The sequence below is a fragment of the Dokdonella koreensis DS-123 genome (assembly GCF_001632775.1).
Taxonomy (GTDB): domain Bacteria; phylum Pseudomonadota; class Gammaproteobacteria; order Xanthomonadales; family Rhodanobacteraceae; genus Dokdonella; species Dokdonella koreensis.
Genome location: NZ_CP015249.1, coordinates 1,833,511 through 1,860,033, shown reverse-complemented (window position 1 = coordinate 1,860,033; position 26,523 = coordinate 1,833,511). Strand labels below are relative to the sequence as shown.

Sequence of the window (26,523 nt, the reverse complement as noted above, 5' to 3'; positions counted from 1 at the left end):
GCGCGAGCTCACAGATCCCTGGCGGCGTCGAGCGCATCACCGAGCCGGTCGACCCCGATGATCTTCAGATCGCCGATCGTCTCGCGCCGCGGCGCATTGGCCTTCGGGACGATCGCCAGGCGGAAGCCGTGCGTCGCCGCCTCGCGCAGGCGCTCCTCGCCGTTGGGCACCGGCCGGATCTCACCGGACAACCCGATCTCGCCGAACGCGACCAGCTTGTCCGGCAGCGCCCGGTCGCGGAAGCTCGACAGCACCGCCAGCACGACCGGCAGGTCGGCCGCGGTTTCCTGCACGCGGATGCCGCCGACGATGTTCACGAACACGTCCTGGTCGTAGACCGCGGCGCCACCGTGGCGGTGCAGCACCGCCAGCAGCATCGCCAGCCGGTTCTGTTCCAGGCCCAGCGCGACGCGGCGCGGATTGGCCAGCGGCGAGGCATCGACCAGCGCCTGCACTTCGACCAGCAGCGGCCGTGTCCCCTCGCGCGTGACCATGACCGCACTGCCGGGCGTCGGCTGCGCGTGCGCGGACAGGAAGATCGCCGACGGATTGGGCACTTCCTTGAGCCCCTTCTCGGCCATCGCGAACACGCCCAGCTCGTTGACCGCGCCGAAGCGGTTCTTGAACGCCCGCAGGATCCGGAAGCGGCTCCCCGATTCGCCCTCGAAGTACAGCACCGCATCGACCATGTGCTCGAGCACGCGCGGTCCGGCGATGCCACCCTCCTTGGTCACGTGACCGACCAGGAAGACGCTGGTGCCGGTCTCCTTCGCGAAACGCACGAGCCGGGCCGCGGATTCGCGCACCTGGCTGACCGACCCGGGCGCGGCGGTCAGCAGCTCGGTCCAGATCGTCTGGATCGAGTCGATGACCAGCACCTGCGGGCGGACGGTCGCTGCCTCGGCCAGGATGCGCTCGATCGAGGTTTCCGCCAGGGCCTCCAGGCCATCCAGGCGCAGCCCCAGGCGCTGGCCGCGCGCGGCGACCTGGGCCAGGCTCTCCTCGCCCGTCACGTAGAGGCCGCGCATGCGCTGCCCGATCGTGCCGAGCATCTGCAGCAGCAGGGTCGACTTGCCGATGCCCGGATCGCCACCGATCAGCACCACCGAGCCGGCCACCAGGCCACCGCCGAGCACGCGATCGAGCTCGCCGATGCCGGTGATGGCGCGCTGCTCGGCCTCGCCGGCGACGACGGCCAGCGAGGTCGCCTTCGCCGGACCGGCAGCGCCGGCATAGCCGCCGCGGCGGGCGCCGGCGACCTTGTCCGGCTCGACGACGATCTCGGCCAGGGTGTTCCAGACGCCGCATTCGGTGCACTGGCCCTGCCATTTGGAATGCGCGGCGCCGCATTCGGTGCAGACATAGGCGGTGCGCGCCTTGGCCACTAGGCCGCCTCCTCGGTGAACCGGACCCGGCGCGTCACGCCGCAGGTCAGGTCGTAGCCGATCGTGCCGGCGCAGGCGGCCACCTCCTCGACCGGCAGGCCGCGCCCCCACAGGACCACCGTATCGCCGATGCGTGCCTGCGGGTGCGCGCGCAGGTCGATCGTGACCAGGTCCATCGAGACGCGGCCGACCACCGGCGCCGGCCGGCCGTCGAGCAGGACCGGCGTGCCGCTGGCAGCCGAGCGCGGATAGCCGTCGCCGTAGCCGATCGCCACGACACCGACCGCCATGTCCTCGGGGCACTCCCAGGTGGCCGCATACCCGATGCGGTCGCCGCGTGCGAGCTGGTTGATCGCGACCAGGCGGCTCGACAAGGTCATCGCCGGCCGGAAACCGAAGTCGGCGCCGACCCGGCCCTCGACCACCGAGATGCCGTACAGGGCACCGCCGGCGCGCACCCAGTCGCCGTGCGCCTCGGGCCAGCCCAGCACGCCGGCCGAATTGGCCAGCGCGCGCTCGCCGGCCAGGCCCGAGGTCGCCGCCTCGAAGCCGTCGATCTGGTGCATCGTCAGCGGGTCGTCGAAGACGTCCGAATTGGCGAAGTGCGTCATCAGGCCGATGTCCCGGTGCACGCTGGGAAGCTCGCGCAGGCGCGCATGCACCTCGCGCACGCGCGCCTGCGCAAAACCGAGGCGGTGCATGCCGCTGTCGACCTTCAGCCAGACGCGCAGCGGCCGCGGGTCGTGGTCGGCGGCGAGCCACTCGAGCTGGGTCGGGTGGTGAATCACCGATTCGAGGTTGAGCCGCCGCATCTCGGACAGGTCCGCCGGCTCGTCGATGCCCGACAGGACCACGATCCGCTGCGAGACGCCGGCGGCCCGCAGGCGCTGGCCGTCGGCGATGCAGGCGACGCCGAACCCGTCGGCCCCCTCGAGCGCCCGGGCGACGCGTTCGAGGCCGTGCCCGTAGCCGTCGGCCTTGACGATCGCCATGACCTTGCGACCGGGTGCGAGTTCGCGAACGCGGCGCAGGTTCTCGCGCAGCGCGCCGAGATGGATCGTCGCGCAGCTAGCGCGCACGGCGGCCGGCTCCAAGGAAGGTGCCGGACCGGCCGCTGGCCGGCGCCGGTGCGGCCCGGCCGGTTCGCAGCGGTCCGGGCGTCGACGGTGGAAACGGCGGTCGTGCCTTCATCGCTCCCGCTGTCACTCGAAGCTGCCGGCGTAGGTATCCGAAGCGAAGTTCTCGAACTTCGTGTACTGGCCCAGGAAGGTCAGCTTGATCGTGCCGGTCGGGCCGTTACGCTGCTTGCCGATGATGACCTCGGCCAGGCCCTTGTCCGGCGAATCGGGGTTGTAGTACTCGTCGCGGTAGATGAACATGATCAGGTCGGCATCCTGCTCGATCGCGCCGGATTCGCGCAGGTCGCTCATCATCGGCCGCTTGTCGGCACGCTGCTCGAGCGAGCGGTTGAGCTGCGACAGCGCGATCACGGGGACGTCGAGCTCCTTGGCGAGGGCCTTCAGTCCACGCGATATTTCTGAAATTTCGGTGGCGCGGTTCTCCGTGTTTCCGGGCACCTGCATCAGCTGCAGGTAGTCGATCACGATCAGGCCCAGATCGTGCTCGCGCTTGAGGCGGCGCGAACGCGCGCGCAGCTCGCCCGGCGACAGTGCCGGCGTGTCGTCGATGAAGATCTTCACTTCCGAGAGCATCGTGATCGCGCTGGTCACGCGCGGCCATTCCTCCTCGGCCAGGTCGCCCGTGCGCAGGTGCTGCTGGTTGATGCGGCCGAGCGAGGAAATCAGGCGGAACGCCAGCTGCGAGGCCGACATTTCCATCGAGAACACCGCCACCGCCTTCTTGCCGCGGATCGCGGCGGCTTCGGCCAGATTCAGCGCCAGCGCGGTCTTGCCCATCGAGGGACGCGCGGCGAGGATGATCAGGTCAGAGGGCTGCAGGCCCGTGGTCTTCTCGTCGAGGTCGGTGAACCCGGTGGTGAGCCCGGTGATGGTGCCGCGGTTCTCGTAGCGATGGTGCAGGATCTGGAAGGCGTCCTTGACCGCCTGGCGCATCGGCACGAAGCCCTTGCGGCCGCGCGCACCGGCCTCGGCGATCTGGAACACCTGCTGTTCGGCCGCCTCGAGCAGTTCCTGGCTCGACCGGCCTTCCGGCTGGAAGGCCGCGCCGGCGATGTCGGTACCGGTGTCGATCAGCTGCCGCAGCACCGACTTCTCGCGGACGATGTCGGCGTAGGCGACGATGTTGGCCGCGCTCGGCGTCGTGTTGGCCAGCTCGACGACGTAGCCCACGCCGCCCACCATCTCGGCCAGATTCTGCGACTGGAACCACTCGCCGAGCGTCACCGCGTCGTAAGGCATGTTCTTGGCGGAGAGCTCGCCGATGGCGCGGAAGATCAGGCGATGATCCTTGCGGTAGAAGTCCGCCTCGCCGATGCGGTCGGCGACACGATCCCACGACTCGGGCGCGAGCATCAGCCCGCCGAGCACGGCCTGCTCGGCCTCGATCGAGTGCGGCGGCACGCGCAGCGCCTCGACGCTGGCGACGGTCTTGCGTTCGGAAAAGACGGGCATGGCGTTCGGTCGGAGGTGGCGATGCCATCATCGGCAAGGGCGTCTCATCTGTCGAGACAATAACCTTGGTGAAAAAGGCTGGACAGGCTGTGGACAAGCGGCGAAAAGCTGTGGACAAGCCTGTGGATGCCGCCTGCCGCACCCGTAAAACACGACGGGCGCCGAAGCGCCCGTCGTGGGTAACCCGGAACGCGCGTGATCAGCCGGCGACGACGATGACCTTGATCGCCGTGTGCACGTCGGCGTGCAGGTGCACCGGCACCTCGTACTCGCCGATGTTGCGGATCGGGCCGTCGGCCAGGATGACCTCGCTCTTGCCGAGCGCGAAACCGGCCTCGGTGAACGCCTCGGCGATGTCGCGGGGACCGACCGAGCCGAACAGCTTGCCTTCCGGGCTGGCGTGCGCGGTCAGCGTCACGCTCGCGCTTTCCAGCGCGGCCTTGCGCGCCTCGGCGCCGGCCAGCTGCTGGTTGGCCTTGGCCTCGTAGTCGGCGCGGCGCTGCTCGAACTCGGCCAGGTTCGTGGCCGTGGCCGGTGCCGCCTTGCCCTGCGGCACGAGATAGTTGCGGCCATAGCCCGGCTTGACGTTGACCTTGTCGCCGAGGTTGCCGAGGTTCTTCACTTTCTGAAGCAGGATGAGTTCCATGAAACGGGCTCCGAATTCGTTAGCGCCGGACCTGCCGGCGCAGCGGGGGCTGTCCGAATGTGGACGAGGCGTGAAGAGGCGCACCGGCCGCCCGCAGGCGGGCCCGGCGCGCCAGGGACATCAATGGCTGTCGCTGTACGGCAGCAGCGCGAGGAAGCGCGCGCGCTGGATCGCCGTGGTCAGCTGGCGCTGGTAGCGCGCCTTCGTACCGGTGATCCGGCTCGGCACGATCTTGCCGGTTTCGGTGACGTACTGACGCAGGGTGTTGAGATCCTTGTAGTCGATCTCGGTCACGCCTTCGGCGGTGAAGCGGCAGAACTTCTTGCGGCGGAAGAACATCTTGGACATGGCTTGGATTCCTGGTGAGCGGGGACGGCCGACTTACTCGGCAGCCGGGGCTTCGGACGGAGCGCTCTCGGCGCTGGCCTCGGCATTGCGCGGCGCACGGCGGCTGCGCGGCTCGTCGTCGAAGCTGTCGCCGCCGAAGCCCTCGTCGTCGCGACGGCGGCGCTCGCCGCCCTTGTCGTCCTTGTTCTTCATGATCGCCGACATCTCGGTGACGATGTCCTCGCGCTTCATGATCAGGTGACGCAGCACGGCGTCGTTGAAGCGGAAGCCGGTCTCCAGGTCGTTCAGCGCGCCCTGGCCGCACTCGACGTTCAGCAGCACGTAGTGCGCCTTGGCGAGGTTCTGGATCGGATAGGCCAGCTGGCGCCGTCCCCAGTCCTCGAGGCGGTGGACCTTGCCGCCGTCGCTCTCGATCAGCGCCTTGTAGCGCTCGATCATGCCGGGGACCTGCTCGCTCTGGTCAGGGTGGACCAGAAACACGATTTCATATTGACGCATCGTACGTACCTTGTGGATGTCCGCGGGACGCGGGGGCAGCCTCCCGCCCGGCGTGCGGGATCGGTGAGGCAAGGACCTCGTCCGGGCTGCCCGGATGAGGGGGCGCGCATGGTAGTGGAACGCGATGCTGCGCGCAAGCATCCGCCATCAAAGGGATTTCAGGCCGCCGGATCGACCGTGAAGCTCTCGCCGCAGCCGCATTCGCCGGTGGCGTTGGGGTTGCGGAAGACGAAATTGGCGTTCAGGCCCTGGCGCTGGTAGTCGATCTCGGTGCCGTCGATGAACGGCAGCCACTTGGCGTCGACGACCAGGCGCACGCCGTCGTCGTCGAACACGTGATCGTTCTCGCCGACCGATTCGGCCAGGTCAACCGTGTAGCCGAACCCGGAACAACCGGTGCGCCGGATGCCGAACCGGACGCCCGCGGCTGCCCCGCTGCGCGCGAGGAAGTCGCGCATGCGGTCACGGGCGGCGGTGGTGAGCTGGATGGTCATGGTCCGGAACGTCTCGGGATGCGGCGCCGTCCAGTGTAGCACCGGAGGGCGTCCGGGCCATTGGATTGGGCTATCATGAGCGGTCTATCCGTGCGCGTTCCCGGACATGGTGCCGGCGCGCCCGCTTACAAGATCCCAGCCCAGGCCGGCGACCCGCCTGGAGCCCCGTTCAGGCCAGAGGAAACAATGTCAGAGGGTACCGTCGTCGAGGTCAAGAAGGCGCTGTCCGGCGCGATCCCTGCCGGCACGCCGGTCACCGTCCGCGGCTGGGTACGCACGCGGCGCGATTCGAAGGCCGGGCTTTCGTTCGTCGCGCTCAGCGACGGCTCGTGCTTCGATCCGATCCAGATCGTCGCCGCCAATACGCTGGCCAACTATGCCGACGAGATCAGCCGCCTCGGCAGCGGCTGCTCGGTGATCGCCAGCGGCACCCTCGTCGCCTCGCAGGGCAAGGGGCAAGGCTTCGAGATCCAGGCCAGCGCGATCGAGGTGACCGGCTGGGTCGACGATCCGGAGACCTACCCGATCCAGCCCAAGCCGCACTCGCTGGAGTTCCTGCGCGAGGTGGCCCACCTGCGACCGCGGACCAACCTGTTCGGCGCGGTGACGCGCGTGCGGCACACGATCGCCAACGCGATCCATCGCTTCTTCCACGAGAACGGCTTCTTCTGGGTCAATACGCCGATCATCACGACCTCGGACGCCGAGGGCGCCGGCCAGATGTTCCGGGTGTCCACCCTCGACCTGATGAACCTGCCGCGCACCGAGCGCGGCGCGATCGACTTTCATCGCGACTTCTTCGGCCGCGAGGCGTTCCTGACCGTGTCGGGCCAGCTCAACGCGGAGGCGTACTGCCTGGCGCTCAGCAAGGTCTACACGTTCGGCCCCACGTTCCGCGCCGAGAATTCCAATACCGCGCGCCACCTGGCCGAGTTCTGGATGATCGAGCCGGAAATCGCCTTCGCCGACCTGGACCAGGACGCCAGCCTGGCCGAGGCCCTGCTCAAGTACGTCTTCAAGGCGGTGCTCGACGAGCGCCCCGACGACATGGCCTTCTTCGCCGAGCGCATCGAGAAGACCGCCGTCTCGCGCCTGGAAGGCTTCCTTGCGGCGCCGTTCGCACGCATCGACTACAGCGAGGCCATCGACATCCTCGCCCGGTCCGGCAAGGCCTTCGAGTACCCGGTCGCCTGGGGCGCGGACCTGCAGACCGAGCACGAACGCTACCTGGCCGAGGAGCACGTCGGCCGGCCGGTGGTCGTCATGAACTACCCGGAAAAGATCAAGGCGTTCTACATGCGCCTCAACGACGACGGCCGCACCGTCGCGGCGATGGACGTCCTCGCCCCGGGCATCGGCGAGATCGTCGGCGGCGCGCAGCGCGAGGAACGGCTGGACCTGCTCGACGCGCGCATGGCCCAGTTCGGCCTCGACCCGGCGCACTACCAGTGGTACCGCGACCTGCGCCGCTACGGCAGCGTGCCGCACGCCGGTTTCGGCCTCGGCTTCGAGCGGCTGGTGGTCTACGTGTGCGGGCTGTCGAACATCCGCGACGCGATCCCCTACCCGCGCGCGCCCGGCCAGGCGGAATACTGATGCTGCTGGGCGCCGCACGCCAGTTCCTGCTGATCATGGGCCTCGGCCTGATCGTCGCCGGACTGACCACCTACGTCATCATCGGCATCCTCTCGGTCGTGCACGTGCGCGACAAGCACCCGGCGCTGCGCGCGCGGCTCGGCGCCAACATCGCCGCGCCACGCATGATCGACTGGTTCCTGCGGGCCCGCTACCGCGCGGCCGGCGACGCCGGTCTCAACGCGATCGCGCTGCCCGGCTCCATCGGCGTCTGGGCGATCCTCGCCGGCGTCGCCTGCATCATCGCTTCCACCGGAATGGGCTATGTCTGATCTCCCCGCAACCGTCGAGGATCCGCCCGTCGAGGTCCAGTGGTGGCTCGCCGTCCACGGCGACACGCTGATCTGGGCGCGCTTGTCGGTACTCGATTCGGGCATCGCCGAAGTCTTCGACTGCGACGGCCGCATCCTGCGCTATGACGACGAACCGTCGGCACGCATGGCCCTGCTCGACGCCGAGTTCCGCGCGTTCGACGGCGTGGACGAGGATGACGCCGCCCTGCTCGGCGTGGACCTGGACGCGACCGAGCCCCCGCAGGCCGAGCACGACGAGGACCTGGTCCCGCAGATGATCGTGAAACGGGTGGGACACGCCTGATGGACCTGGACCTCACCGGCCGCCACGCCCTGGTGTGCGGTGCCTCGCAGGGCATCGGTCGGGCCGCCGCGATCGAGCTGGCGCGCCTGGGCGCCGACGTCACCGTGCTGGCGCGCTCCGAAGCGCGCCTGCTGGCGCTGGCCGCCGAGCTGCCGCGCACGCACGCCGCGCAGAACCACGGCAGCATCGCCGCCGACATGAGCGACCATGCATCGCTGCGGGCGCGGATCGAAGCCGTCGCCAGCGGCACTCCGGTCCAGATCCTCGTCAACAACACCGGCGGCCCGCCCGGCGGTCCTGCCAGCACGGCAGCGCTCGAGGATTTCCGCAGCGCGTTCGACCAGCACCTGATGGCCGCCCACATCGTGATGCAGGCCGTCGTGCCGGGCATGCGGGGCGCCGGCTACGGGCGCATCGTCAACGTGATCTCGACCTCGGTGAAGGAGCCGATCCGCAACCTGGGCGTCTCCAACACGATCCGCGGCGCCGTGGCCAGCTGGGCCAAGACCCTGGCGAGCGAGCTGGGACCGTTCGGGATCACCGTCAACAACGTGCTGCCGGGCTACACGCGTACCGGACGGCTCGACCAGATCCTCGCCGACCGCGTCCAGGCGACCGGCCGCAGCGAGGAGGACATCGCTCGCGGCATGCTGGCCAGCGTGCCGGCCGGCCGTTTCGCCGAACCGTCCGAGATCGCCGCCGTGATCGCCTTCCTGGCCTCGCCGGCCGCCGGCTACGTCAACGGCATCAACGTGCCGGTCGACGGGGGCCGCACGCTCTCGCTCTGAACGCAGCCCGACCGCGCCGCCCGGAACGCGCGGCCGCTGCCGCTGGCGCGGCGACCGGATCGGGTACCATTATCGCCTTGCCGAGGTATCGCCGCCCATGAAGAACCTGTTGCTTGCGCTGATCTCCGCCTTCGCCTGCGCCCTGCCCGCGGTCCAGGCGCAATCGCTCCCGGCCGAGCCGCTCGACAGCATCGTTGCAGTCATCGACGACGACATCGTGCTGCGCAGCGAACTGGACCGCGACGTGCAGATGATCCGCCAGCAGTACGCGAGCAACCCGCAGCAGCTGCCGCCGATGGACGTGCTCGAGCGCCAGGTGCTCGACCGCCTGATCCTGCTGAAGCTGCAGGTCGCCAACGCCAACAGCAACGGCATCAAGATCCCCGACAGCGAGGTCGACCAGACGCTGGGGCGGATCGCCGAGCAGAACAACATGAGCGTCGCCCAGATGCGCCAGGCCTTGCAGGCGCAGGGACAGTCCTACGAGCAGTTCCGCCGCAACGTGCGCGACCAGTTGATCGTGCAGGCGCTGCAGCAGCGCATGGTGCAGCGTCGCGTGCAGATCAGCGACGCCGAGATCGAAAGCGTCCTGAAGAACGGCAAGCTGCGGCGCGGCCAGATCCACCTGGCCTACATCCTGGTCGGCCTGGCCGACGGTGCGACGCCCGACCAGATCGAGGAAGCCCGCAAGAAGGCCGAGGACGTCAAGACCCAGGTCGACGGCGGCATGGATTTCGCAGCCGCGGCGATCCGCTACTCCGACGCGCAGAACGCGCTCGACGGCGGCGACCTCGGCTGGCGCCCGTACGACCAGGTGCCCGGTGCCTTCGCCGACGTCGCCGAGCAGATGCAGCCGGGCCAGGTCTCGGTGCCGATGCGCGGCCCCAACGGCTTCCACATCATCAAGCTGATCGAGCGGCGCGACCAGAACACCCAGCTGGTCACCGAGTACCACACGCGCCACATCCTCATCAAGACCAGCGAGCTGACCAGCAACGAGCAGGCACGCAGCACGATCGAGAGCCTGCGCGCCCGTATCGAGGCCGGCGAGGACTTCGGCAAGCTGGCCAAGCAGTACTCGGAAGACACCAATACCGGCAACCTCGAAGGCGACATGGGCTGGTACCCGAAGGAAGGCTACGGCTCCCAGGTCAGCCAGGCGCTGGACGCCCTGAAGGAGAACCAGATCAGCCAGCCGTTCGAGACCGAGCTGGGCTGGCACGTGTTGCAGCTGCTCGGCACGCGCACCTCCGACAAGACCGAGGACATGGAGCGCAGCCAGGCCCGCCAGATGCTGATCAGCCGCAAGGCCGAGGACGAGTACCAGAGCTTCCTGCGCCAGCTGCGCTCGGAGAGCCACGTCGAGGTCCGTCTGCCGGGCGGCAGCGCGGATACCGGCGGCTCCGCCGGCTGACGCCCGCGCGCCACGCCGGCGGCTACGACGCGCCGATGTCCCCGCCCCTGCCTCGCATCGCCGTCACGGCCGGGGAGCCGGCCGGCATCGGGCCCGAGCTGGTACTGAGGCTGGCCGCGAGCGACCTCGACGCCGATCTCGTCGCGATCGCCGACCCCGACCAGCTGCAGGCCACGGCGGCGACGCTCGGGCTTGCGCCGCGGCTGCTGCCGTACACCGCCGGTTCGCCGGCCGGCAGCCGCCGGCCGGGCGAGCTGCGCGTCCTGCCGGTCCCGCTGCGCCACCCGGTACGGCCCGGGGTTCTCGATCCGGCGAACGCCCCGCACGTGCTGGCCATGCTGGCGCGCGCCGCCGACGGCGCCCGCGACGGCGAGTTCGACGCGATCGTCACGGCACCGGTCCACAAGGGCGTCATCAACGACGCCGGCGTCGCCTTCACCGGCCATACCGAGTTCTTCGCCGACCGCGCCGGCTGCAAGGTCGCGATGATGCTGGTCGCGGACTCGCTGCGGGTGGCGCTGGCGACGACGCACCTGCCGCTGGCGGCCGTGCCGGCAGCGATCACGCCGGCGGCGCTGGCCACGGTGATCGAGATCCTCGCGCGGGACCTGCGCCTGCGCTTCGGGCTCGCGCAACCGCGGATCGCCGTGCTGGGCCTCAATCCGCACGCCGGCGAAGGCGGCCACCTCGGGCGCGAGGAGATCGACGTCATCATCCCGACGCTGGAGCGGCTGCGCGCGAAGGGCCTGCAGCTGACCGGCCCGCTCCCGGCCGATACCGCCTTCGTGCCGCACCGGCTGGCCGACTGCGATGCGGTCCTGGCGATGTACCACGACCAGGGCCTGCCGGTGCTCAAGCACGCCGGATTCGGCCACGCCGTCAACGTCACGCTGGGCCTGCCCTATGTCCGCACCTCGGTCGACCACGGCACCGCGCTCGACCTCGCCGGCAGCGGCCGCGCCGATGCCGGCAGCATGATCGCCGCCGCCCGGCTGGCGTGCCGGCTGGCGCGTCCGCCCGGCTGAGCCGTCAGCGGGACCGCCGCCCGGGCAGCAGCTCGAACACCAGCGCCACCGCCACGAGCACCAGCGCGCAGCCGCCGATGCTGGCCCAGGTCGGATGTTCCCCGAGGAACAGCGCGCCCCAGATCTGGGCGAAGATCGGCACCAGGAACGTGTTGGTGACGGCCTTCTCGGTGCCGATGTCGTGCAGCAGGCGGAAATACAGCACATACGCCAGGCCGGTGCAGACCACGCCGAGCACGACCAGCGAAACGACTGCATCGAGCGCCGGCGGCGCCGTCGGGAAATGCGCCAGGCCGAGCGGCAACAACACCACCGCGGCGCCGAGCTGGCTGCAGCCGGCCAGCACCAGGGGATCGGTCTGGGCGTAGCGGGCGCGGATGTACAACGCGCTGCCGGCATACATCAGGGAAGCGCCCAGGCCGAGCGCGAACGCCAGCAAGGACGTCCAGCCGAACTGGACGCTGCCGTAGCGCGCCAGCACGGCGACGCCGAACAGGCCGACGACGACACCCGCGAGCTTCGAGGCGGACGGCCGCTGACGCAGCCATCCCCACAGCAGGAGCACCGTGAACAGCGGAACGGTGGCATTGACCACGGCCAGGTAGCCGGCCGGCAGCTGGCGCGCCGCCAGCGCGAAGAACAGGAACGGCAGCGCGGCGCTGAACGTGCCCAGCACCAGGTAGCCGCGCCACTGGCGGCGCAGGTCGAGCGGCCGGCCGAGCATGCGCAGCATCACCAGCAGCAGCGCGGCCGCCAGCGCCAGCCGGCCCGCCGCCGTGAAGCTGGCGCCCAGCGCGGGCACGGTGATGCGCTGGAACAGGAACGAGGCCCCCCAGATCATCCCGAGCAGGATCAGGCGGGCGAATGAAGCCAGGCTCATCAGCGTACGGTCCGTCGAACAACGCGCGCCGTGGCGGCGCATCGCATCATAGGCATGGAAAGCGGGCGAAAGAATGGCCAAACTCTCGCCGATGCAGACCGACTTCCCGCGTACCCACATTCCCCGCAAGCGCTTCGGGCAGCACTTCCTGCACGACGCCGGGATCATCCGCCGCATCGTCCAGGCGATCGGACCGCGGGAGGACCAGGCCATCGTCGAGATCGGCCCCGGCGAGGGCGCTCTGACGCTGCCGGTGCTGCGCGAGGCGCGGCACCTGACCGTCATCGAGCTCGATCGCGACCTGGCGCCGCGCCTGGCCGCGCTGGCGGAAGGCATCGGCCGCATCGAGGTCATCAACGCCGACGTCCTGACCGTCGACCTGACCGGCCTCGCGGCCGGACGGCCGCTGCGCGTGATCGGCAACCTCCCCTACAACATCTCCACGCCGATCCTGTTCCATTGCCTGGAGCACGCCGACGCGATCGCCGACATGCACTTCATGCTGCAGAAGGAGGTCGTCGAGCGGATGGCGGCGCCCCCCGGCAGCAAGACCTACGGCAGGCTCAGCGTCATGCTGCAGCTGGTCTGCCAGGTGGAACCGCTGCTCGACGTGCCGCCCGGCGCGTTCCGGCCGCCACCGAAGGTCGATTCGCAGGTCGTGCGGGTGACGCCGCTGCCCGCGCCGGAACGGCCGGCACCCGACCTGCACACCGCGATCGATCGCGTCGTGCGTGCCGCCTTCGGCCAGCGCCGCAAGACCGTGGCCAATGCCCTGGGAACGCTGTTGCCGGCCGCGCGCATCGAAGCCGCCGGCATCGATCCGCGATCGCGGGCTGAACAGCTCCCGCCGGGCGCGTACGTCGCGCTCGCCGGTCAGCTCTGAGCCACGCCGGCACGCCTGCCGGTCCCGCGGGCACCGATCGGGACTCTCCGTTGCGCTCGCCAACCTTGCCCCCGGCTGCCCGCTCCCCGACAATTGAACAGAATGAGAACCAACAAGCCCTACCAGATCGACGTGACGGTTGCCGCCCGCTTTCTCGACGAGCAATCGGTGCCCGCCGAAAACCGCTACGTCTTCGCCTACACGATCACGATCGCCAACAACGGCAGTGTTCCGGCGCGGCTGATCAGCCGCCACTGGATCATCACCGACGGTAACGGCAAGGTCAGCGAGGTCCGCGGCGAGGGCGTCGTCGGCGAACAGCCGTGGATGCGCCCGGGCGACGACTACAGCTACACCTCCGGCGCGGTGATCGAAACCGCGCTCGGCACCATGGAAGGCAGCTACCAGATGCTGGCCGACGACGGCACGCAGTTCGACGCAGCCATTCCCGCCTTCGTCCTGTCGATCCCGCGGACCGTCCACTGATGGCCACCTGGGCTATCGGCGACGTCCAGGGCTGCCACGACGAACTGGTCGGTCTGCTCGACAAGATCAGCTACGACCCGGCGCGCGACACGCTGTGGTTCTGCGGCGACCTGGTCAATCGCGGCGGCCAGTCGCTGGAAGTGCTGCGCCTGGTGATGTCCCTCGGCGAGCGCACCATCAGCGTGCTGGGCAACCACGACCTGTCGCTGCTGGCGGTCGCCGAGCGCCGCGAAGAAGAACAGGCCAAGGTCAATCCCGAACTGCGCGCGGTCCTGTTCGCCCCCGATCGCGACGAACTGCTCGGCTGGCTGCGTACGCGTCCGCTGCTGCACGTCGACCGTGGCCTCGGCTTCGCGCTGGTCCACGCCGGCCTGGCTCCGCGCTGGACGATCGAGCGCGCCGAGCGCGCCGCCCGCGAGGTCGAGCAGCGGCTGCGCAGCCCCAGCTACAAGGTGCTGATGCGCCAGATGTTCGGCAACAAGCCGGACATGTGGTCGCCGAAGCTGCAGGGTATCGAGCGCCTGCGCGCGAGCATCAACGTGTTCACGCGGATGCGCTTTTGCGATATCCGCGGCCGCATCGCCTTCAACGAAAAAGGCGCGCCCGGCACGCAGAAGCCCGGCCTGTATCCCTGGTTCGAGGTTCCCGGCCACGCCCCGCGCGAGCTGCGGATCGTCTGTGGCCACTGGTCGACGCTCGGCCTGTTCGCAGGGCTGGGCATCTACGCGATCGATACCGGTTGCGTCTGGGGCGGCGCGCTGACCGCGCTGCGTCTGGACGGCGAGCACCAGGAGCTGGTCGCGCTCAAGTCGAACCGCCCTGCCCCGGCGGGAAAGGCGATCGACTAGTCAGATGCCCGCCAGGCCGCCGACCGAGTCCACCCGCGTCACGTAGCGCGACGGCTGGTAGCGGCCGGCCACATCGGGCTCGAAGGTGTTGAACCGCTCGAGCATCCCGCCGTAGATGTGCAGCGACAGCGCCGGCTTGCGCGCCGACAGGTTGCGGCAGCGGTGCACGTAGCGCGGGTCGGTGAAGGCCGCCGCGTCGCCGACGCCCAGGACCAGGGTGCGCGCATGCACGAGGCCGTCGGTGCCGGGGCTCTCGTCCTTGCGGAACTCCTCCACCTGCAGGGCACCGTCCAGGACCAGCTCGATGCCCCAGAGCCCGTCGTGGTCGTGCAGCGGCGTGGCATGCCCGGCCGGCCACTGGATCAGCAGGCACGAGTACGGCGACGCCTCCGTCCCCGCCAGCAGATGCCGGCGATAGTGGGTGACGTCGGTCGCCGCATAGAGGCCTTCGGCCTGCGGGCACTCGGGCCGGAAGGCCAGCTCCAGCAGGCGCAGCCGCATCGCTTCGATGGCCGATTCCGACGGGCCGGTGAGGTGGCTCTCGACGATCTCGCAGACGGTACGCGTCCATCGCTCGTCGATTCGAAGCGTATCGGTGGCATCACCCATGGCCTGAACCTGCGTTTCGAGAACAAGCCCGGATCAGACCATGCCGCCGGTTAGGGAAAGGTAAAAATTGGCGGGCAAAAAAGAGGCATGCGCACACATGGCGTAACGCCATGTGTGCGCTCATTCCCGGCGGCGATAATCGACGAACGCGAGGTCGTACGGATGTGTCGCATCGCGCCGGCGCGACTGCCGCGCGACCTCGTGCCAGAGCGCCTTGTCGAAGTCCGGAAACCACGTATCGGCGCCGTCCACCACGGTGTCGACCCAGGTCAGGTACAGCTGGTCCGCCTGCGGCAGGGCCAACGCGTAGACCTCGCCGCCGCCGATGACCATGAGGTCACCGCCGGCGGCCAGCGCCTGCGCCGCGGCGAGCGAGGTGACCGGTTCCTGCCCCGGATACGGCGCCGTGCCGCCGCGCGTCAGCACCAGGTTGCGGCGTCCCGGCAGGCTGCGGCCGATCGACACGGCGGTCTGGCGTCCCATCAGCACGGTCTTGCCGAGCGTCAACGCCTTGAATCGCTTCAGGTCGTCCGGCAGGTGCCACGGCAGGCCGCCTTGACGGCCGATGGCGCGGCGACGATCCAGGGCGGCAACCAGTGCGACGGTCATCGTCAGACGGCCACCGGCGCCTTGATCGCGGGCGCGGGATCGTAGCCCTCGAAGGCGACGTCCTCCCAGCGGAAGTCCAGCACCGAGCGCACGTCCGGGTTCAGGCGCAGGCGCGGCAGCGGGCGCGGCGGGCGCGACAGCTGCTCGCGCGCCTGCTCGACGTGATTGTCGTAGAGGTGTGCATCGCCCAGCGTATGGATGAAGTCGCCCACGCGCAGGTCGGTCGCCTGCGCCACCATGTGGGTCAGCAGGGCGTAGCTGGCGATGTTGAACGGCACGCCCAGGAAGATGTCGCCGGAGCGCTGGTAGAGCTGGCACGAGAGCCGGCCGTCGGCGACGTAGAACTGGAACAGCGCATGGCACGGCTGCAGCGCCATCCGCGGCAGGTCGCCGACGTTCCAGGCGCTCACGATCAGGCGGCGCGAGTCCGGATTGCGGCGGATCTCCTCCACCACCCGGCTGATCTGGTCGACCGCGCTGCCGTCCGCCGCCGTCCAGGCCCGCCATTGCCGGCCGTAGACGGGCCCGAGCTCGCCGTCGGCATCGGCCCATTCGTCCCAGATGCCGACGCCGTTGGCCTTCAGATAGGCGATATTGGTCTCGCCGCGCAGGAACCAGATCAGCTCGTGGACGATCGAGCGCAGGTGCAGCTTCTTGGTCGTGACCAGCGGAAAGCCCGCATCGAGCGGAAACCGCATCTGCCAACCGAAGACCGAGCGCGTGCCGGTGCCGGTCCGATCGCTCTTGGGCGTGCCGTGGTCCAGCACATGGCGCAACAGGTCCAGGTACTGGCGCATCAGCCGCGCTCCCCGGCGACGGCCGGCGGCGGCACGGATGCGAGCGGCAGGACCGGCGCCTTGCGCGACGCGACCAGGAGCGCGACGCCGACCGCGATCAACGGCAGCGACAGCAGCTGTCCCATCGTCAGCCAGCCCAGCGCGACGAAGCCCAGCTGCACGTCCGGCTCGCGCACGAACTCCACCGCGAAGCGGAACACGCCGTAGAGCAGCGCGAACAGGCCCGAGACCGCATAGCGCCGTCGCGGCTTGGCCGAGAACAGCCACAACACCACGAACAGCACCACGCCTTCCAGGAAGAACTGGTAGAGCTGGGAGGGATGCCGGGCCTCGGCATCGAGCTGGCCGGCGAGCGCCATCTGCTTGAGCTGGTCGAGCGTGCGGCCGCCCGCTTCGAGCGCCTGCGGGAAGATCACGCCCCAGGCGACGTCGGTGTGCCGCCCCCACAGCTCGCCACCGATGAAGTTGCCCAGGCGCCCCAGGCCCAGACCGATCGGCACCAGCGGTGCGACGAAGTCCATCGTGTCGAAGAAATGCAGGCCGTTGCGGCGCGACCACAGCCAGCTGCCGAGCAGCACGCCGAGCAGGCCGCCGTGGAACGACATGCCGCCCTGCCAGATCTTGAACAGGCTGAGCGGATCGGCGATCAGGTCCGCGGTGCCGTAGAACAGCATGTAGCCGATCCGTCCCCCCAGGATCACGCCGAGCATGCCGTAGAACAGGAGATCGGAGAACGCCGCCTCGCTGACCGGCAGGCGCCCGGCGCGGCGCCGGCGCTGGCCCAGGTACCAAGCCGCGGCAAGGCCCAGCAGGTACATGATGCCGTACCAGTGGATGCCCAGCGGACCGATGGAGAAGGCGATCGGGTCGATGTCGTGGAAATAGCGCATGGCGTTCCGTTGGCGTCTTCGAGGTACCGCCCGGGACGCTGTGCGACCCGGCCGGCTCCGCCGGACCTGCATCCGGCATGCGGCGCATCCCGCGCTAGGCGGGCACCACCCGCAACAGGAAACCCTTGAGGTAGTCGGTCTCCGGGATCGCGGGATGGATCGGATGATCCGGCGCCTGCTGCAGCTGCACCAGCACCTGCGCCTGCCGCTCCAGGTGGCGGGCACCGTGCTGGACGCCTTCGAGCAACAGGCTGCGCGGCATATGATACGAGCACGAGCAGGTCACGAGGATGCCGTCCTTCGCGAGCACCTGCATGCCCAGCTCGTTGAGGCGGCGATAGGCCTGCCGGCCTTCGGCCAGGTCCTTGCGGCGCTTGACGAAGGCCGGCGGATCGAGGATCACCACGTCGAAGCGTTCGCGCGCCTCGCGCAACGCGCGCAGGTGGTCGAAAGCGTCGGCACGCACGGCCTTCACCTTGTCGGCCAGTCCGTTGCGCTCGGTATTGGCCTCGATCGCCTCGACCGCGCTGGCCGAGGCATCCACGCACACCACCTCCGACGCTCCGAGGGCGGCCGCGCGCAGTCCCCAGGCACCCAGGTAGCTGCAGACGTCGAGCACGCGCTTGCCCTTGACGAAACGCGCCAGCTGGTCGCGATTGGCCTGCTGGTCGTAGAACCAGCCGGTCTTCTGGCCACCGATCGGGTCGACCGCGAACTCCAGCCCGCCCTCGCGCACCCGCAGCGGCAGCGAGGCCTCGCCGTAGCCGAGGTCGGCATAGGCCGGCAGCCCTTCGAGCTCGCGGATCGACGCATCGTTCTTCCACCACAAGGCAGCGGGCTTGAGCACCTTGATCGCCGCCTCGGTGATCGGTTCCTTGAGCCGCTCCATGCCGGCCGTGGTGGTCTGCGCGACCAGGACATCGCCGAAGCGGTCGATCGTCAGCCCGGGCAGGCCGTCGGCCTCGCCGAACACCAGCCGGTAGTACGGCGCCTCGTACAGCCGCTCGCGCAGCGACAAGGCGATGTTCAGGCGGTGCACGAACAGCGAGCGGTCCAGCGCGTGCTCCAGCCCGCGCGAGACCAGGCGGGCACAGATCAGCGAATGCGGGTTCACGTAGCCGACGCCGATCGGCTTGTCGCGGCTGTCGAGGATCGCGCAGGCCTGGCCCGGCTCGAAGCCGGTCAGCGGCGTGCGCTGCACGTCCACCTCGTTGGAAAAGACCCACAGGTGGCCGGCGCGCAGGCGGGTATCCTCGCCGCGCTTGAGCACGAGGGCCGGGTAGTCGACGGTTTCGCTCATGCGATCGTGCTCTCGGGAATCAGGGGACAGGGGCCGCGGTGCGGTCAGGGATTGCGCACGCCGTGAGGCACGTGGCCGGTGGCCACGTGCTGGCGTGCCGATTCGACGTTGACGGTCGAATCGTCGAAGAAGATGTCGGCGCCGAACGCCTCGAGGAACGGGCCCTTGTCGCGGCCGCCGAGGAACAGCGCCTCGTCCAGGCGCACGCCCCAGGCGCGCAGGGTCAGGATCACCCGCTCGTGCGCAGGCGCCGAACGCGCGGTGACCAGCGCGGTGCGGATCGGCGAGGCCTCCGGCGGGAACGCCGCCTGGATGCGGTGGACCGCATCGAGGAACGCACGGAACGGGCCGACCGCGAGCAGCTCGCCGACACGCTCGCGCTCGTTGCGGTGGAAGGCCTCGATGCCCTGCTCCACCGACACGCGCTCGGAGTCGTCGCCGAAGATCACCGCATCGCCGTCGAAGGCGATCCGCAGCTGCTCCGGATGGCCCTGCAAGGTCCTGGAAGGCAGGATCGTCGCCGCGGCGATGCCGGCCTTGAGCGCGCGGCCGACGTCCTCGCTGTTGGCCGACAGGAACAGGCTGGCGCCGAACGGGTGCGCATAGGGCGCGGTCGGCGCGCCGTTGGTGAACGCGGCGCGCACGATGTCCAGGCCGTAGTGCTCGATGGCCTTGAATATCCGCAAGCCGGTATCGGCCGAATTGCGCGACAGCAGGATGACCTCGACACGCGGCGACTCGGGCGCGAGCCGGTTCAGGCGCAACAGCTTCTGCACCAGCGGGAACGCGACGCCCGGCGCCAGCAGTTCGTTCTCGTGGGCGATCTGGTAGTCGGCATAGGCATCGACGCCTTCGCGCTCGAACAACTCGTGGCTCTCGCCGAGATCGAACAGGGCCCGCGAGGAGATGGCGACCACCAGGCGATCGCCCTCGGGTGGGCGGGCGGCGGCGGCGGGCGAATCGATCGACATGCCGACAGTCTATCGCGTACGCCGCGACGGACGCGCATCCGATCGCGACATCCGCTCCTATCGGATCCGCGCATGCCGGCTGCGGTCGTGTCGACGCAGCCGGCTTCGTCCACGACGACGAAGCCTCAGCGCGCGGTCTCGAACCCGTCGGCGAAGACCGTGTCGGCCAGGCGCACCGCCGCCCAGGCGTCGACCTCGCCGAAGCCCTGCACCGGATTGGGGAACGTGGTCGAGGCGATGCCCCCGCAGACCTGGCTGGTCGTCGTCAGCGGGACGGCGGTCGCGCGCAGGATCGCGGCGATGCGATCCGGATGCCCGCGCAGGCCGGGGTTGACCGAAAGCATCAGCGCGGCCACGCCGGCAACGTGCGGCGCCGCCATGCTGGTGCCGGTCATCCAGGTGTAGCCGCCGCCGGGCACGCTGGAGCGCACCGACTCGGCCGGCGCGATGAGGTCCGGCTTGACGACGGCCAGTCCCGGCACCGGACCCCGGCTCGAACCGCCGTACATCCGCCCCGCCTCGTTGCTGCCACCGACGACGAAGCTCGTCGCGTAGATCGCCGGCGGCGCGTCGATCGTCTGGCAGGCCGGGCCGCTGTTGCCGGCGGCGACGACGAAGAACAGCCCGCCCGCCACGGCGTTCTCGACCGATTCGCGCAGGATGTCGGGCGGTACGCAGTCCTCGACCGGCGGACAGCCCCAGGAGTTGTTCACGATGTCCGGCGCGCGATCCGGGTCGGGGTCGTTGCCGGCCAGGTCGGTCGGCGCCAGGAACCACTGCGTGCAGGCGATGTAGGTCGAGGGACGCCCGTTGCCCTGGTCCATGTTGCGGCAGGCGACCCAGTGCGCGTCCGGTGCCACGCCGATCTGATTGGTGCCGCCGTCGTCACCGACCATCGTCCCCATCGTGTGGGTGCCGTGCCCGTGGTCGTCGCAGGGCACCGGCGAGGCGACGCCGCAAGGGCCGGGAGCGCCGCCGATCGCGCTGGCGACGCCGTCGTGCCAGTTGTGGTCGTGCACCACCGTCGTGCCGTTCCAGCCGCGGTACGCCGCGCGCAGCGCCGGGTGATCCCACTGATAGCCGGTATCGGCGCCGCCCACGACCACGCCGGCGCCGCGGATCCCCGCGGCCCAGGCCGCGGGCGCACGCACGCGCTCGATGCCCCATTCGAGGCCGCGCGCGCCGGTCGCCGCGGCTGCGGCCGGCCCGGGCAGCCGGGCCGTGACCGGAAAATCGGCCTGCACGCTCGCCACCTCGTCGCGGGCCGCAATCGCCTCGAGCGTCGCGCGATCGGCGCGGACACGGACGGCGTTGGCGATCCAGAACGGCTGGTGCTCGACACCGTGCGCTTCCAGCCAGGCGACCAGGGCGGCCTGGGCAGCGGCGGCCGTCGCCTGCAAGGCCTGCACCCAGGCCCGCCGGCGCGCCGGCGGTTCCGCGGCCGGATCGAGCAGGGTCGACGGTGCCTTGGCGCGCAGCTCGATCAGCGCATCGATGCGGCCGTCCGCCTGCGGAATGGCGAGCAGCCGCGGATCGATCGGCGCGGGCTCCCGCGCCAGGCCGATGCTGCAGGCCAGCGCCAGCGGCAGGCCGCGCACGAACACCGAACAGGGACAGCGTGCCATTCGCGAGACCTTCGACCGAAGAATCGGCAAATGGTACCCGAGGCCGTGCCGGCACTCGCACATCCCCTGCCGCGCCGTTGCCGCCGGCGCCCGGCAGGCCCCGCGACTACTCGCAGAAGACGGTCTCGTCCTCGGTCACGCAGGTGGCCTGCATGGCGTGTGCGGAGACACCGCTGTAGTTGGACAGCACGCCCTCGGCGACCTGGCCGTTGACGAGGTTGGATGCCCAGAACCCGATCGCCGGCAGGCCGAGGAAGGTCTTGCCCCAATCGCCGGCACCGCCGACGTTCAACGACGTGCGCAGCCGGTGCGGCTCGACATAGGGATCGAGGTCCATCACGGCCCAGCCGTTCTCGAACCGGTCGCGCAGGCTGAAGTCCTCGACCAGCAGCCGCGACCCGAGCACGAAGGAGGCCTCCGGCCGTTCGCCGATCAGGAAACTCGCCACGTTGGTCCCGTAGCACAGCTTCGGATAGCGCGGTGGCGGCATGCCCGGGAAGCCCGAGCCATCGCCCGGGGTGGTCAACTGCTCCCGGTTGAAATAGCGGATCGGTGCCTGGACACAGGAGCGGCCCGGTGCCTCGAAGAGTGCGACGAACGGTTGCACCGCTGCCGAACCGGCAGGCAGCAGCGCCGGATCGGTATAGAAGCGTTTGGTCGGGAACGTGACGACCCAGTCGGAATGGGCCCCGAGCGCCGGATCGACGACGTACTCGTTGTGGATGGCATCGGCCATCAACGCGGCACTGACGGCGTCGATCCGATACTGCGGCGCCGAGGCGTCGTACGACGCGCTGATCGAGCGGTCGCCGGCATGGACATGGGCCGTGACGCGCGTCGCCTGTGCGCCGTCGTTCACCTCGCCGAGCGCATCGGCGATCTCGCCGCTCCGGCTCAGCAGCTCGTGCCGGGTAAAGTCGCGCAGCGCATCGGCGCGGAATGGATAGTAGGTCCCTTCCGCGACGTTGATGACCGCTGCACTGCCGAACAGGCTCCCCGACGGCGTATGCATGTCGTCCACGCCATTGGAGAGATCGCCTGCAACCATATGGCAGCCGCGCGGGCGACCGGATTCGTCCTGGGAGACTGCCGCACGCAACGCACCGGTCAGGTCGGCCAGGGCCACCAGCTCGACATGCCCCTCACGCGTCCGCGCATCGCCTTGCGGGCCGCCATCGGGCGCCGGCCCCAGGGCGAAGCGCACATACGGGTGGCCGTTGAGGGTTCCGTCGGCGACATCGCGCAGGTCGGGCACCGTGCAACTGGCATCGGTGGTCAGAAGAGCGGCACCGGCACCGCCCTCGCCGCCAATGTCCTCCAGCGCGAAGATCGTCCCGGTCCAGACGTCGTACTGCGACAGGAACAAGGCGAACGTGAGGACCGGACGCCCGTTGTAGCCTTCACGAACGCTGACCTGGACCGCTTTTGCGCGGTCGGCGGTATTGACCACCGTCAGATAGGTCTGCTGGTGCGCGTTGACGGTGTAGTACGGATAGAGCAGAACCTGGCCGAAGCCGCGCGGATCGAGGTGCACGGCCGAGGCCACGCCCGCAAATACCAGGCCGAACACGGCCAGTCCGGCCACGAGGCCTGCCTTCTTCGAGACTCCACGCATGGATGCACCTCTCTCCTAGTTGGGTTCGCTTGCGGATACATGCGCAGGGCGGGCGGCGAGACGCGGCACACTGCAAGGCCCACATGCACCGTGCCGGGGAAGTCGCCGCCGTGGAAGCAGCTCGGCAACCGGCGCTCGCGGCGTCGAAGAGTCGCCCCATTTCTTGCAGGGGATACAGCGGCCGGCCGACTCCGGATTCCAATGCCGGGCACCACCACCGCGACACAGCTTCACGCTGCTACCGGCGCCGGAACGTCCCCCTTCCCGAAGGGCGCCGCCTCCCCGGAAGGCGGCGCCCGTCCGCTCATGGCGAACCTGCGATCACCGGCAGCCCGACTCGCCGGCGGTGCACGTCACCCGCGTGGTATGCGGCACGGCGGCGCTGTAGTTGGACATGACGCCATCGGCCACGTTGTTGTTGACCAGGTTCACCGTCCAGAAGCCGATCGCCGGCAGGCCGTGGAACACCTTGCCCGACGAGCCGGCACCGCCGAGCGCGAGCGACGGGCGCAAGGCATGCGGCTCGGCATCCGGATCGAGGCCGAGCCGCGCCCAGCCGGCCTTGAAGGCCGGATCGAGGCCGAAGCCCACGGCGACCAGCCGCGATCCCAGCACCGCGGAGGCGTCCGGTGACGTGTCGGTTCCGAACGTCAGCACGTTCGCGCCATAGCACAGCTGCGGGCGCAGCGGCGCCGGCGGGATGCCGGGGAAGCCGCCGGTGGCTGCCGTCATTTCCTCGCGGTCGTAGTAGGTGATCTGCGTCTGCACGCACGAGGCGCCTTCGTCGAACAGCTCGACGAACGGCGGCAGCGCTGCTGGCCCATCGCCAGCTCCGGCGAACGGATCGGTATAGAAGCGCTTGGTCGGGAACGTGATGACCCAGTCGGAGCTGGCGCCGATCGCAGGCTCCACGAGGTAGTCGTTGTGCAGCGTGTCGGCCATCAGCACCGCGCTGACCGCATCGATGCGCAGGTTCGGCGTGTCGCCGCCGTAGCGTGCCTCGACGATCCCGTCACCGGTGAACACCCGCGCGGTCGCGTTTGTGCTCCCCGCGTCGTTGACCTCGCCCAGCGGATCGACCAGCACGTCCAGTCCGGTGATCAGCGTGCGCGAGGTGAAATCGTCCAGCGCATCGGCGCGGAACGAGAAGTACGTGCCCTGGCCGACGTTGATCACCGCGCCGCTGCCGAGCAGGCCGCCGCCGGGTGCGACCATTTCCGGGGTCGGCGCGTTCAGGTTGGCCACCCGCGCGCAATCGACCGGAACGCCGTTGCGGTGCGTCACCGCGTCGGCGAGCGAACCGGTCAGGTCGGCCAGCGCGACGATCTCGATATGGCCCTCGCGCGTGCGCGCCGATCCCTGCGGGCCACCATCGTCCGCGAAGCTGGAGGAGGTGAAGCGTGCATAGGGGCTGCCGTTGATCATCCCGTGGCCGCCGGTCCAGAAGCTCGGACTGGTGCAGCTGCGGTCGGACGTCAGCACCGCCGCGCCCTCGCCGCCTTCGCCGGCCACGTCCTCGAGCGCGAACACGGTCCCGGCCCAGACGTCGAACGGCGACAGGAAGACCTTGAAGTCCAAGACCGTCCGGCTGTTGCGACCCTCGCGGAAGCTGACCTGGGCGACCTTGGCATTTTCGGTGGTGTTCACCAGCGTGACGTAGGTCTGCTGGTCCTTGTTGACGGTGTAGTACGGATAGAGCAGCACTTGGCCGGTGCCGCGTGGATTGACGTGGACGGCCCCGGCCTGACCGGCGAGCGCCAGCCCCAGGACCATGCCAATCACCGCTGAAACCTTGCTTCCAGCAACGCGATTCATCGTGAACTCGCTCCTCGTATCTGAGAGTCAACCGGGCCCGAAGTATCCGGGCCGGTACGCGCAGATGCAATGCGGCGGAGGCGCTGTCGATCGTGGAAGCAGGTACGTCCTGCGATGGCAGGCGGCAGGAACGCCAGCCGGGACGGGAGCCGCGTCACGGGCGCCCGGGGCGCCCTGTCGGTGTCCCGGCACCGGAAGGCGCGACACGGCGGCAGAGCACCGCCGCGTCGCGCCCGTGCCGCCGGCGTCAGCCGCAGCTCGCCTCGCCGATCGTGCAGGCAACGCGAACCGCATGCGGCACCACGCCGCTGTAGTTGGCGAGCACGCCGTCGGCCACGTGGCCGTTGACCAGGTTCGACGCCCAGAAGCCGATCACCGGCAGGCCATGGAACACATGGCCCGGCACACCCGCCTCCGCGCCCAGCGAGGGCCGCAGCGCGTACGAATAGATGCCGTTGCCGAAGCCGAGCTGGGCCAGCCCGGAGACCGCGCGCGTGCCGTTCATACGCGCCCGCAGGCGCGAGCCGAGCACGTCGGTGTGCGCGGGGAACGGCGGTCCGTCGACGAACGGCAGCACGTTGGTCGCGTAACACAGATTCGGCGTCGTGGACGGCGCGCCGAAGGGCCCACCGGACACGAGGACACCTTCCCGCGTGAACGTGACCAGCCGCGGCATCACGCACGATCCGTCCGCACCGAACGGCTCCGCGAACGGCGCGATCGCCGGAGCGCCCGGTGCGGTGTAGAAGCGCTTGGTCGGAAACGTCATCAGCCAGTCCGAGTTCGCGCCGATCGCCGCGTCGTGCAGGTAGTCGTTGTGGATCTCGTTGGCCGTCAGCGCCGCGCTCACGGCGTCGATCCGGCGATCGGCGGGATAGGCGGCCTGCACCGTGGTCGCGCCGACGCCGACCGTCGCCGTTGCGCCGGCCGCGTCGCCGGCCTCGCCGAGCGGATCGAACGCCGCGACGTGCGGCGCGACCAGCACGCGCGAGGTGAAGTCGTCGAGCGCCGTCGCGCGATACGGGAAGTACGTGCCCTGGCCGACATTGATGACGGCGCCGCTGCCGATCAGGCCGCCGTCCGGTGCGAGCGTTTCGGCGGTCGGTGCTTCCAGGTCGGCCACGACGGCGCAGGCCGACGTACCGCCGGGACCCTGCGTGATCGCGGCGGCAAGGCTGCCGGTCAGGTCGGCCAGCGCGACGACCTCGACATGGCCCTCCCGCGTGCGCGTGGCGTCCTGCGGGCCCGGGTCGCCGGCATAGGCGGTCGTGGAGAAGCGCAGGTACGGCTGCCCGTTGACCGTGCCGTGGGCCTGCGTCGAGAAGCTCGGCGAGGTGCAGCTGCCGTCGCTGCTGAGGAGTGCCGCGCCGTCGCCGGCGCCCGCGACGGCATCGGCGAGCGCGAACACCGTGCCGGTCCACGTGTCGTACGGTGCCAGGTACACGCGCAGGCTCAGCACCGAGCGGCTGTTGTGGCCCTCGCGGAAATCGACCTGCAGGGCCTTGGCGCGGTTGGTCGTGTTGGTCAGGCTGACGTAGGTCTGCTGCGCCACGTTGACCGTGTAGTACGGGTACAGCAGGACCTGGCCGACACCGTGCGGATCGAGGCGGACGGCGCCGGCCTGGCCGGCCAGCACGAGCCCGAGGCCGATGACGGCGGCGCGCCCGAGGCAGGGTATCGGATCGAGAAAGAAAGGCATGAAGCGCTCCTTGTGCGTATGCGGACAGCAAGCCTCCGAGTATCGAAAGCCGCGGCCGCACCGACAACCCCGCAT

At 69.8% G+C, this 26,523-nt stretch carries 27 protein-coding genes; 9 read left to right on the top strand and 18 right to left on the bottom strand.

What is annotated here, in order from left to right:
- Window positions 1–8: 8 nt before the first annotated feature.
- The 7 genes from radA to I596_RS07410 all read right to left on the bottom strand — a co-directional run bounded on the left by radA (window position 9) and on the right by I596_RS07410 (window position 5,962).
- Window positions 9–1,385, bottom strand: coding sequence for a DNA repair protein RadA (radA, locus tag I596_RS07440; RefSeq protein WP_067645967.1), 1,377 nt, complete (start codon window positions 1,383–1,385; stop codon window positions 9–11).
- Complete coding sequence (alr, locus tag I596_RS07435; protein ID WP_067651604.1) at window positions 1,385–2,464, bottom strand: alanine racemase; 1,080 nt, start codon at window positions 2,462–2,464, stop codon at window positions 1,385–1,387. Before alr ends, radA begins: the two co-directional genes overlap by 1 nt.
- Window positions 2,465–2,587: 123 nt before the next feature.
- Window positions 2,588–3,976 (bottom strand): replicative DNA helicase, encoded by a 1,389-nt coding sequence (locus I596_RS07430; protein WP_067645964.1) that lies wholly within the window; start codon window positions 3,974–3,976, stop codon window positions 2,588–2,590.
- Between the two features lie 199 nt (window positions 3,977–4,175).
- Complete coding sequence (gene rplI / locus I596_RS07425) at window positions 4,176–4,622, bottom strand: 50S ribosomal protein L9 (protein WP_067645962.1); 447 nt, start codon at window positions 4,620–4,622, stop codon at window positions 4,176–4,178.
- Between the two features lie 120 nt (window positions 4,623–4,742).
- Entirely contained in the window at window positions 4,743–4,970 is a 228-nt protein-coding gene (gene rpsR / locus I596_RS07420) for a 30S ribosomal protein S18 (RefSeq protein WP_067645960.1), read from the bottom strand.
- Window positions 4,971–5,003: 33 nt separating this feature from the next.
- Window positions 5,004–5,468, bottom strand: a complete 465-nt coding sequence (gene rpsF / locus I596_RS07415) for a 30S ribosomal protein S6 (RefSeq protein ID WP_067645958.1) — start codon at window positions 5,466–5,468, stop codon at window positions 5,004–5,006.
- Between the two features lie 158 nt (window positions 5,469–5,626).
- Window positions 5,627–5,962, bottom strand: coding sequence for a HesB/IscA family protein (locus tag I596_RS07410; RefSeq protein ID WP_067645956.1), 336 nt, complete (start codon window positions 5,960–5,962; stop codon window positions 5,627–5,629).
- Between the two features lie 186 nt (window positions 5,963–6,148).
- Between I596_RS07410 and asnS the strand changes: the two genes are divergently transcribed.
- From asnS to pdxA, 6 genes are all read left to right on the top strand, one after another.
- Window positions 6,149–7,558: an asparagine--tRNA ligase gene (asnS, locus tag I596_RS07405; protein WP_067645954.1), complete on the top strand. Its 1,410-nt coding sequence runs from the start codon at window positions 6,149–6,151 to the stop codon at window positions 7,556–7,558.
- Entirely contained in the window at window positions 7,558–7,869 is a 312-nt protein-coding gene (locus I596_RS07400; RefSeq protein ID WP_067645953.1) for a hypothetical protein, read from the top strand. Before asnS ends, I596_RS07400 begins: the two co-directional genes overlap by 1 nt.
- On the top strand, window positions 7,862–8,194 hold the full coding sequence (locus I596_RS07395) for a hypothetical protein (protein WP_067645951.1): 333 nt from the start codon (window positions 7,862–7,864) through the stop codon (window positions 8,192–8,194). Before I596_RS07400 ends, I596_RS07395 begins: the two co-directional genes overlap by 8 nt.
- Entirely contained in the window at window positions 8,194–8,982 is a 789-nt protein-coding gene (locus I596_RS07390; RefSeq protein WP_067645949.1) for an SDR family oxidoreductase, read from the top strand. Before I596_RS07395 ends, I596_RS07390 begins: the two co-directional genes overlap by 1 nt.
- A gap of 97 nt (window positions 8,983–9,079) precedes the next feature.
- Complete coding sequence (locus tag I596_RS07385; protein ID WP_067645947.1) at window positions 9,080–10,396, top strand: peptidylprolyl isomerase; 1,317 nt, start codon at window positions 9,080–9,082, stop codon at window positions 10,394–10,396.
- 35 nt (window positions 10,397–10,431) lie between these two features.
- Window positions 10,432–11,421, top strand: a complete 990-nt coding sequence (gene pdxA, locus I596_RS07380; protein WP_067645945.1) for a 4-hydroxythreonine-4-phosphate dehydrogenase PdxA — start codon at window positions 10,432–10,434, stop codon at window positions 11,419–11,421.
- Window positions 11,422–11,425: 4 nt separating this feature from the next.
- Here the strand turns inward: pdxA and I596_RS07375 are convergent, their stop codons facing one another.
- A complete protein-coding gene (locus tag I596_RS07375; protein WP_067651602.1) occupies window positions 11,426–12,301 on the bottom strand; it encodes a DMT family transporter in 876 nt (291 codons plus the stop codon).
- 73 nt (window positions 12,302–12,374) lie between these two features.
- Here I596_RS07375 and rsmA point away from each other — a divergent pair, with 73 nt between their 5' ends.
- From rsmA to I596_RS07360, 3 genes are all read left to right on the top strand, one after another.
- Entirely contained in the window at window positions 12,375–13,184 is an 810-nt protein-coding gene (rsmA, locus tag I596_RS07370; RefSeq protein ID WP_223303933.1) for a 16S rRNA (adenine(1518)-N(6)/adenine(1519)-N(6))-dimethyltransferase RsmA, read from the top strand.
- Window positions 13,185–13,286: 102 nt separating this feature from the next.
- Entirely contained in the window at window positions 13,287–13,670 is a 384-nt protein-coding gene (apaG, locus tag I596_RS07365) for a Co2+/Mg2+ efflux protein ApaG (protein WP_067645943.1), read from the top strand.
- A complete protein-coding gene (locus I596_RS07360) occupies window positions 13,670–14,518 on the top strand; it encodes a symmetrical bis(5'-nucleosyl)-tetraphosphatase (RefSeq protein ID WP_067645941.1) in 849 nt (282 codons plus the stop codon). Before apaG ends, I596_RS07360 begins: the two co-directional genes overlap by 1 nt.
- Here I596_RS07360 and I596_RS07355 read toward each other — a convergent pair whose 3' ends face one another.
- The 10 genes from I596_RS07355 to I596_RS07310 form a co-directional block, all read right to left on the bottom strand.
- On the bottom strand, window positions 14,519–15,127 hold the full coding sequence (locus I596_RS07355) for a cysteine dioxygenase (protein ID WP_067645939.1): 609 nt from the start codon (window positions 15,125–15,127) through the stop codon (window positions 14,519–14,521).
- A 120-nt stretch (window positions 15,128–15,247) separates the two neighbouring features.
- On the bottom strand, window positions 15,248–15,736 hold the full coding sequence (locus I596_RS07350; protein ID WP_067645937.1) for a dihydrofolate reductase: 489 nt from the start codon (window positions 15,734–15,736) through the stop codon (window positions 15,248–15,250).
- Window positions 15,737–15,738: 2 nt separating this feature from the next.
- The gene (locus tag I596_RS07345) at window positions 15,739–16,533 is read right to left on the bottom strand and encodes a thymidylate synthase (RefSeq protein ID WP_067645935.1); all 795 of its coding nucleotides are present in this window, start codon (window positions 16,531–16,533) and stop codon (window positions 15,739–15,741) included.
- Complete coding sequence (gene lgt / locus I596_RS07340) at window positions 16,533–17,423, bottom strand: prolipoprotein diacylglyceryl transferase (protein WP_067645933.1); 891 nt, start codon at window positions 17,421–17,423, stop codon at window positions 16,533–16,535. Before lgt ends, I596_RS07345 begins: the two co-directional genes overlap by 1 nt.
- A 94-nt stretch (window positions 17,424–17,517) precedes the next feature.
- Complete coding sequence (locus I596_RS07335) at window positions 17,518–18,723, bottom strand: class I SAM-dependent rRNA methyltransferase (RefSeq protein ID WP_067645932.1); 1,206 nt, start codon at window positions 18,721–18,723, stop codon at window positions 17,518–17,520.
- Window positions 18,724–18,767: 44 nt separating this feature from the next.
- On the bottom strand, window positions 18,768–19,694 hold the full coding sequence (locus I596_RS07330; RefSeq protein WP_067645930.1) for a 5'-nucleotidase: 927 nt from the start codon (window positions 19,692–19,694) through the stop codon (window positions 18,768–18,770).
- Window positions 19,695–19,819: 125 nt separating this feature from the next.
- Window positions 19,820–21,319 (bottom strand): S8 family serine peptidase, encoded by a 1,500-nt coding sequence (locus I596_RS07325; RefSeq protein WP_067645928.1) that lies wholly within the window; start codon window positions 21,317–21,319, stop codon window positions 19,820–19,822.
- A gap of 106 nt (window positions 21,320–21,425) precedes the next feature.
- Window positions 21,426–22,934 carry a hypothetical protein gene (locus tag I596_RS07320; RefSeq protein WP_150132066.1) on the bottom strand — a complete coding sequence of 503 codons (1,509 nt, stop codon included), beginning with the start codon at window positions 22,932–22,934 and terminating at the stop codon, window positions 21,426–21,428.
- Window positions 22,935–23,255: 321 nt separating this feature from the next.
- Entirely contained in the window at window positions 23,256–24,716 is a 1,461-nt protein-coding gene (locus I596_RS07315; protein WP_150132065.1) for a hypothetical protein, read from the bottom strand.
- A gap of 280 nt (window positions 24,717–24,996) precedes the next feature.
- A complete protein-coding gene (locus I596_RS07310; protein WP_067645922.1) occupies window positions 24,997–26,448 on the bottom strand; it encodes a hypothetical protein in 1,452 nt (483 codons plus the stop codon).
- Between the last annotated feature and the right edge of the window lie 75 nt (window positions 26,449–26,523).

Bases quoted from the DNA above. Each gene is read 5' to 3' on its own strand.
- rpsF (WP_067645958.1), bottom strand. From the start codon at position 5,468: ATGCGTCAATATGAAATCGTGTTTCTGGTCCACCCTGACCAGAGCGAG.
- I596_RS07395 (WP_067645951.1), top strand. From the start codon at position 7,862: ATGTCTGATCTCCCCGCAACCGTCGAGGATCCGCCCGTCGAGGTCCAG.
- I596_RS07350 (WP_067645937.1), bottom strand. From the start codon at position 15,736: ATGACCGTCGCACTGGTTGCCGCCCTGGATCGTCGCCGCGCCATCGGC.
- lgt (WP_067645933.1), bottom strand. From the start codon at position 17,423: ATGCGCTATTTCCACGACATCGACCCGATCGCCTTCTCCATCGGTCCG.
- I596_RS07335 (WP_067645932.1), bottom strand. From the start codon at position 18,723: ATGAGCGAAACCGTCGACTACCCGGCCCTCGTGCTCAAGCGCGGCGAG.
- I596_RS07390 (WP_067645949.1), top strand. From the start codon at position 8,194: ATGGACCTGGACCTCACCGGCCGCCACGCCCTGGTGTGCGGTGCCTCG.
- I596_RS07400 (WP_067645953.1), top strand. From the start codon at position 7,558: ATGCTGCTGGGCGCCGCACGCCAGTTCCTGCTGATCATGGGCCTCGGC.
- rplI (WP_067645962.1), bottom strand. From the start codon at position 4,622: ATGGAACTCATCCTGCTTCAGAAAGTGAAGAACCTCGGCAACCTCGGC.
- rsmA (WP_223303933.1), top strand. From the start codon at position 12,375: ATGGCCAAACTCTCGCCGATGCAGACCGACTTCCCGCGTACCCACATT.
- I596_RS07360 (WP_067645941.1), top strand. From the start codon at position 13,670: ATGGCCACCTGGGCTATCGGCGACGTCCAGGGCTGCCACGACGAACTG.
- I596_RS07410 (WP_067645956.1), bottom strand. From the start codon at position 5,962: ATGACCATCCAGCTCACCACCGCCGCCCGTGACCGCATGCGCGACTTC.
- I596_RS07310 (WP_067645922.1), bottom strand. From the start codon at position 26,448: ATGCCTTTCTTTCTCGATCCGATACCCTGCCTCGGGCGCGCCGCCGTC.
- I596_RS07430 (WP_067645964.1), bottom strand. From the start codon at position 3,976: ATGCCCGTCTTTTCCGAACGCAAGACCGTCGCCAGCGTCGAGGCGCTG.
- I596_RS07345 (WP_067645935.1), bottom strand. From the start codon at position 16,533: ATGCGCCAGTACCTGGACCTGTTGCGCCATGTGCTGGACCACGGCACG.
- I596_RS07385 (WP_067645947.1), top strand. From the start codon at position 9,080: ATGAAGAACCTGTTGCTTGCGCTGATCTCCGCCTTCGCCTGCGCCCTG.
- I596_RS07330 (WP_067645930.1), bottom strand. From the start codon at position 19,694: ATGTCGATCGATTCGCCCGCCGCCGCCGCCCGCCCACCCGAGGGCGAT.
- I596_RS07355 (WP_067645939.1), bottom strand. From the start codon at position 15,127: ATGGGTGATGCCACCGATACGCTTCGAATCGACGAGCGATGGACGCGT.
- I596_RS07375 (WP_067651602.1), bottom strand. From the start codon at position 12,301: ATGAGCCTGGCTTCATTCGCCCGCCTGATCCTGCTCGGGATGATCTGG.
- apaG (WP_067645943.1), top strand. From the start codon at position 13,287: ATGAGAACCAACAAGCCCTACCAGATCGACGTGACGGTTGCCGCCCGC.
- asnS (WP_067645954.1), top strand. From the start codon at position 6,149: ATGTCAGAGGGTACCGTCGTCGAGGTCAAGAAGGCGCTGTCCGGCGCG.
- I596_RS07325 (WP_067645928.1), bottom strand. From the start codon at position 21,319: ATGGCACGCTGTCCCTGTTCGGTGTTCGTGCGCGGCCTGCCGCTGGCG.
- pdxA (WP_067645945.1), top strand. From the start codon at position 10,432: ATGTCCCCGCCCCTGCCTCGCATCGCCGTCACGGCCGGGGAGCCGGCC.
- rpsR (WP_067645960.1), bottom strand. From the start codon at position 4,970: ATGTCCAAGATGTTCTTCCGCCGCAAGAAGTTCTGCCGCTTCACCGCC.
- I596_RS07320 (WP_150132066.1), bottom strand. From the start codon at position 22,934: ATGCGTGGAGTCTCGAAGAAGGCAGGCCTCGTGGCCGGACTGGCCGTG.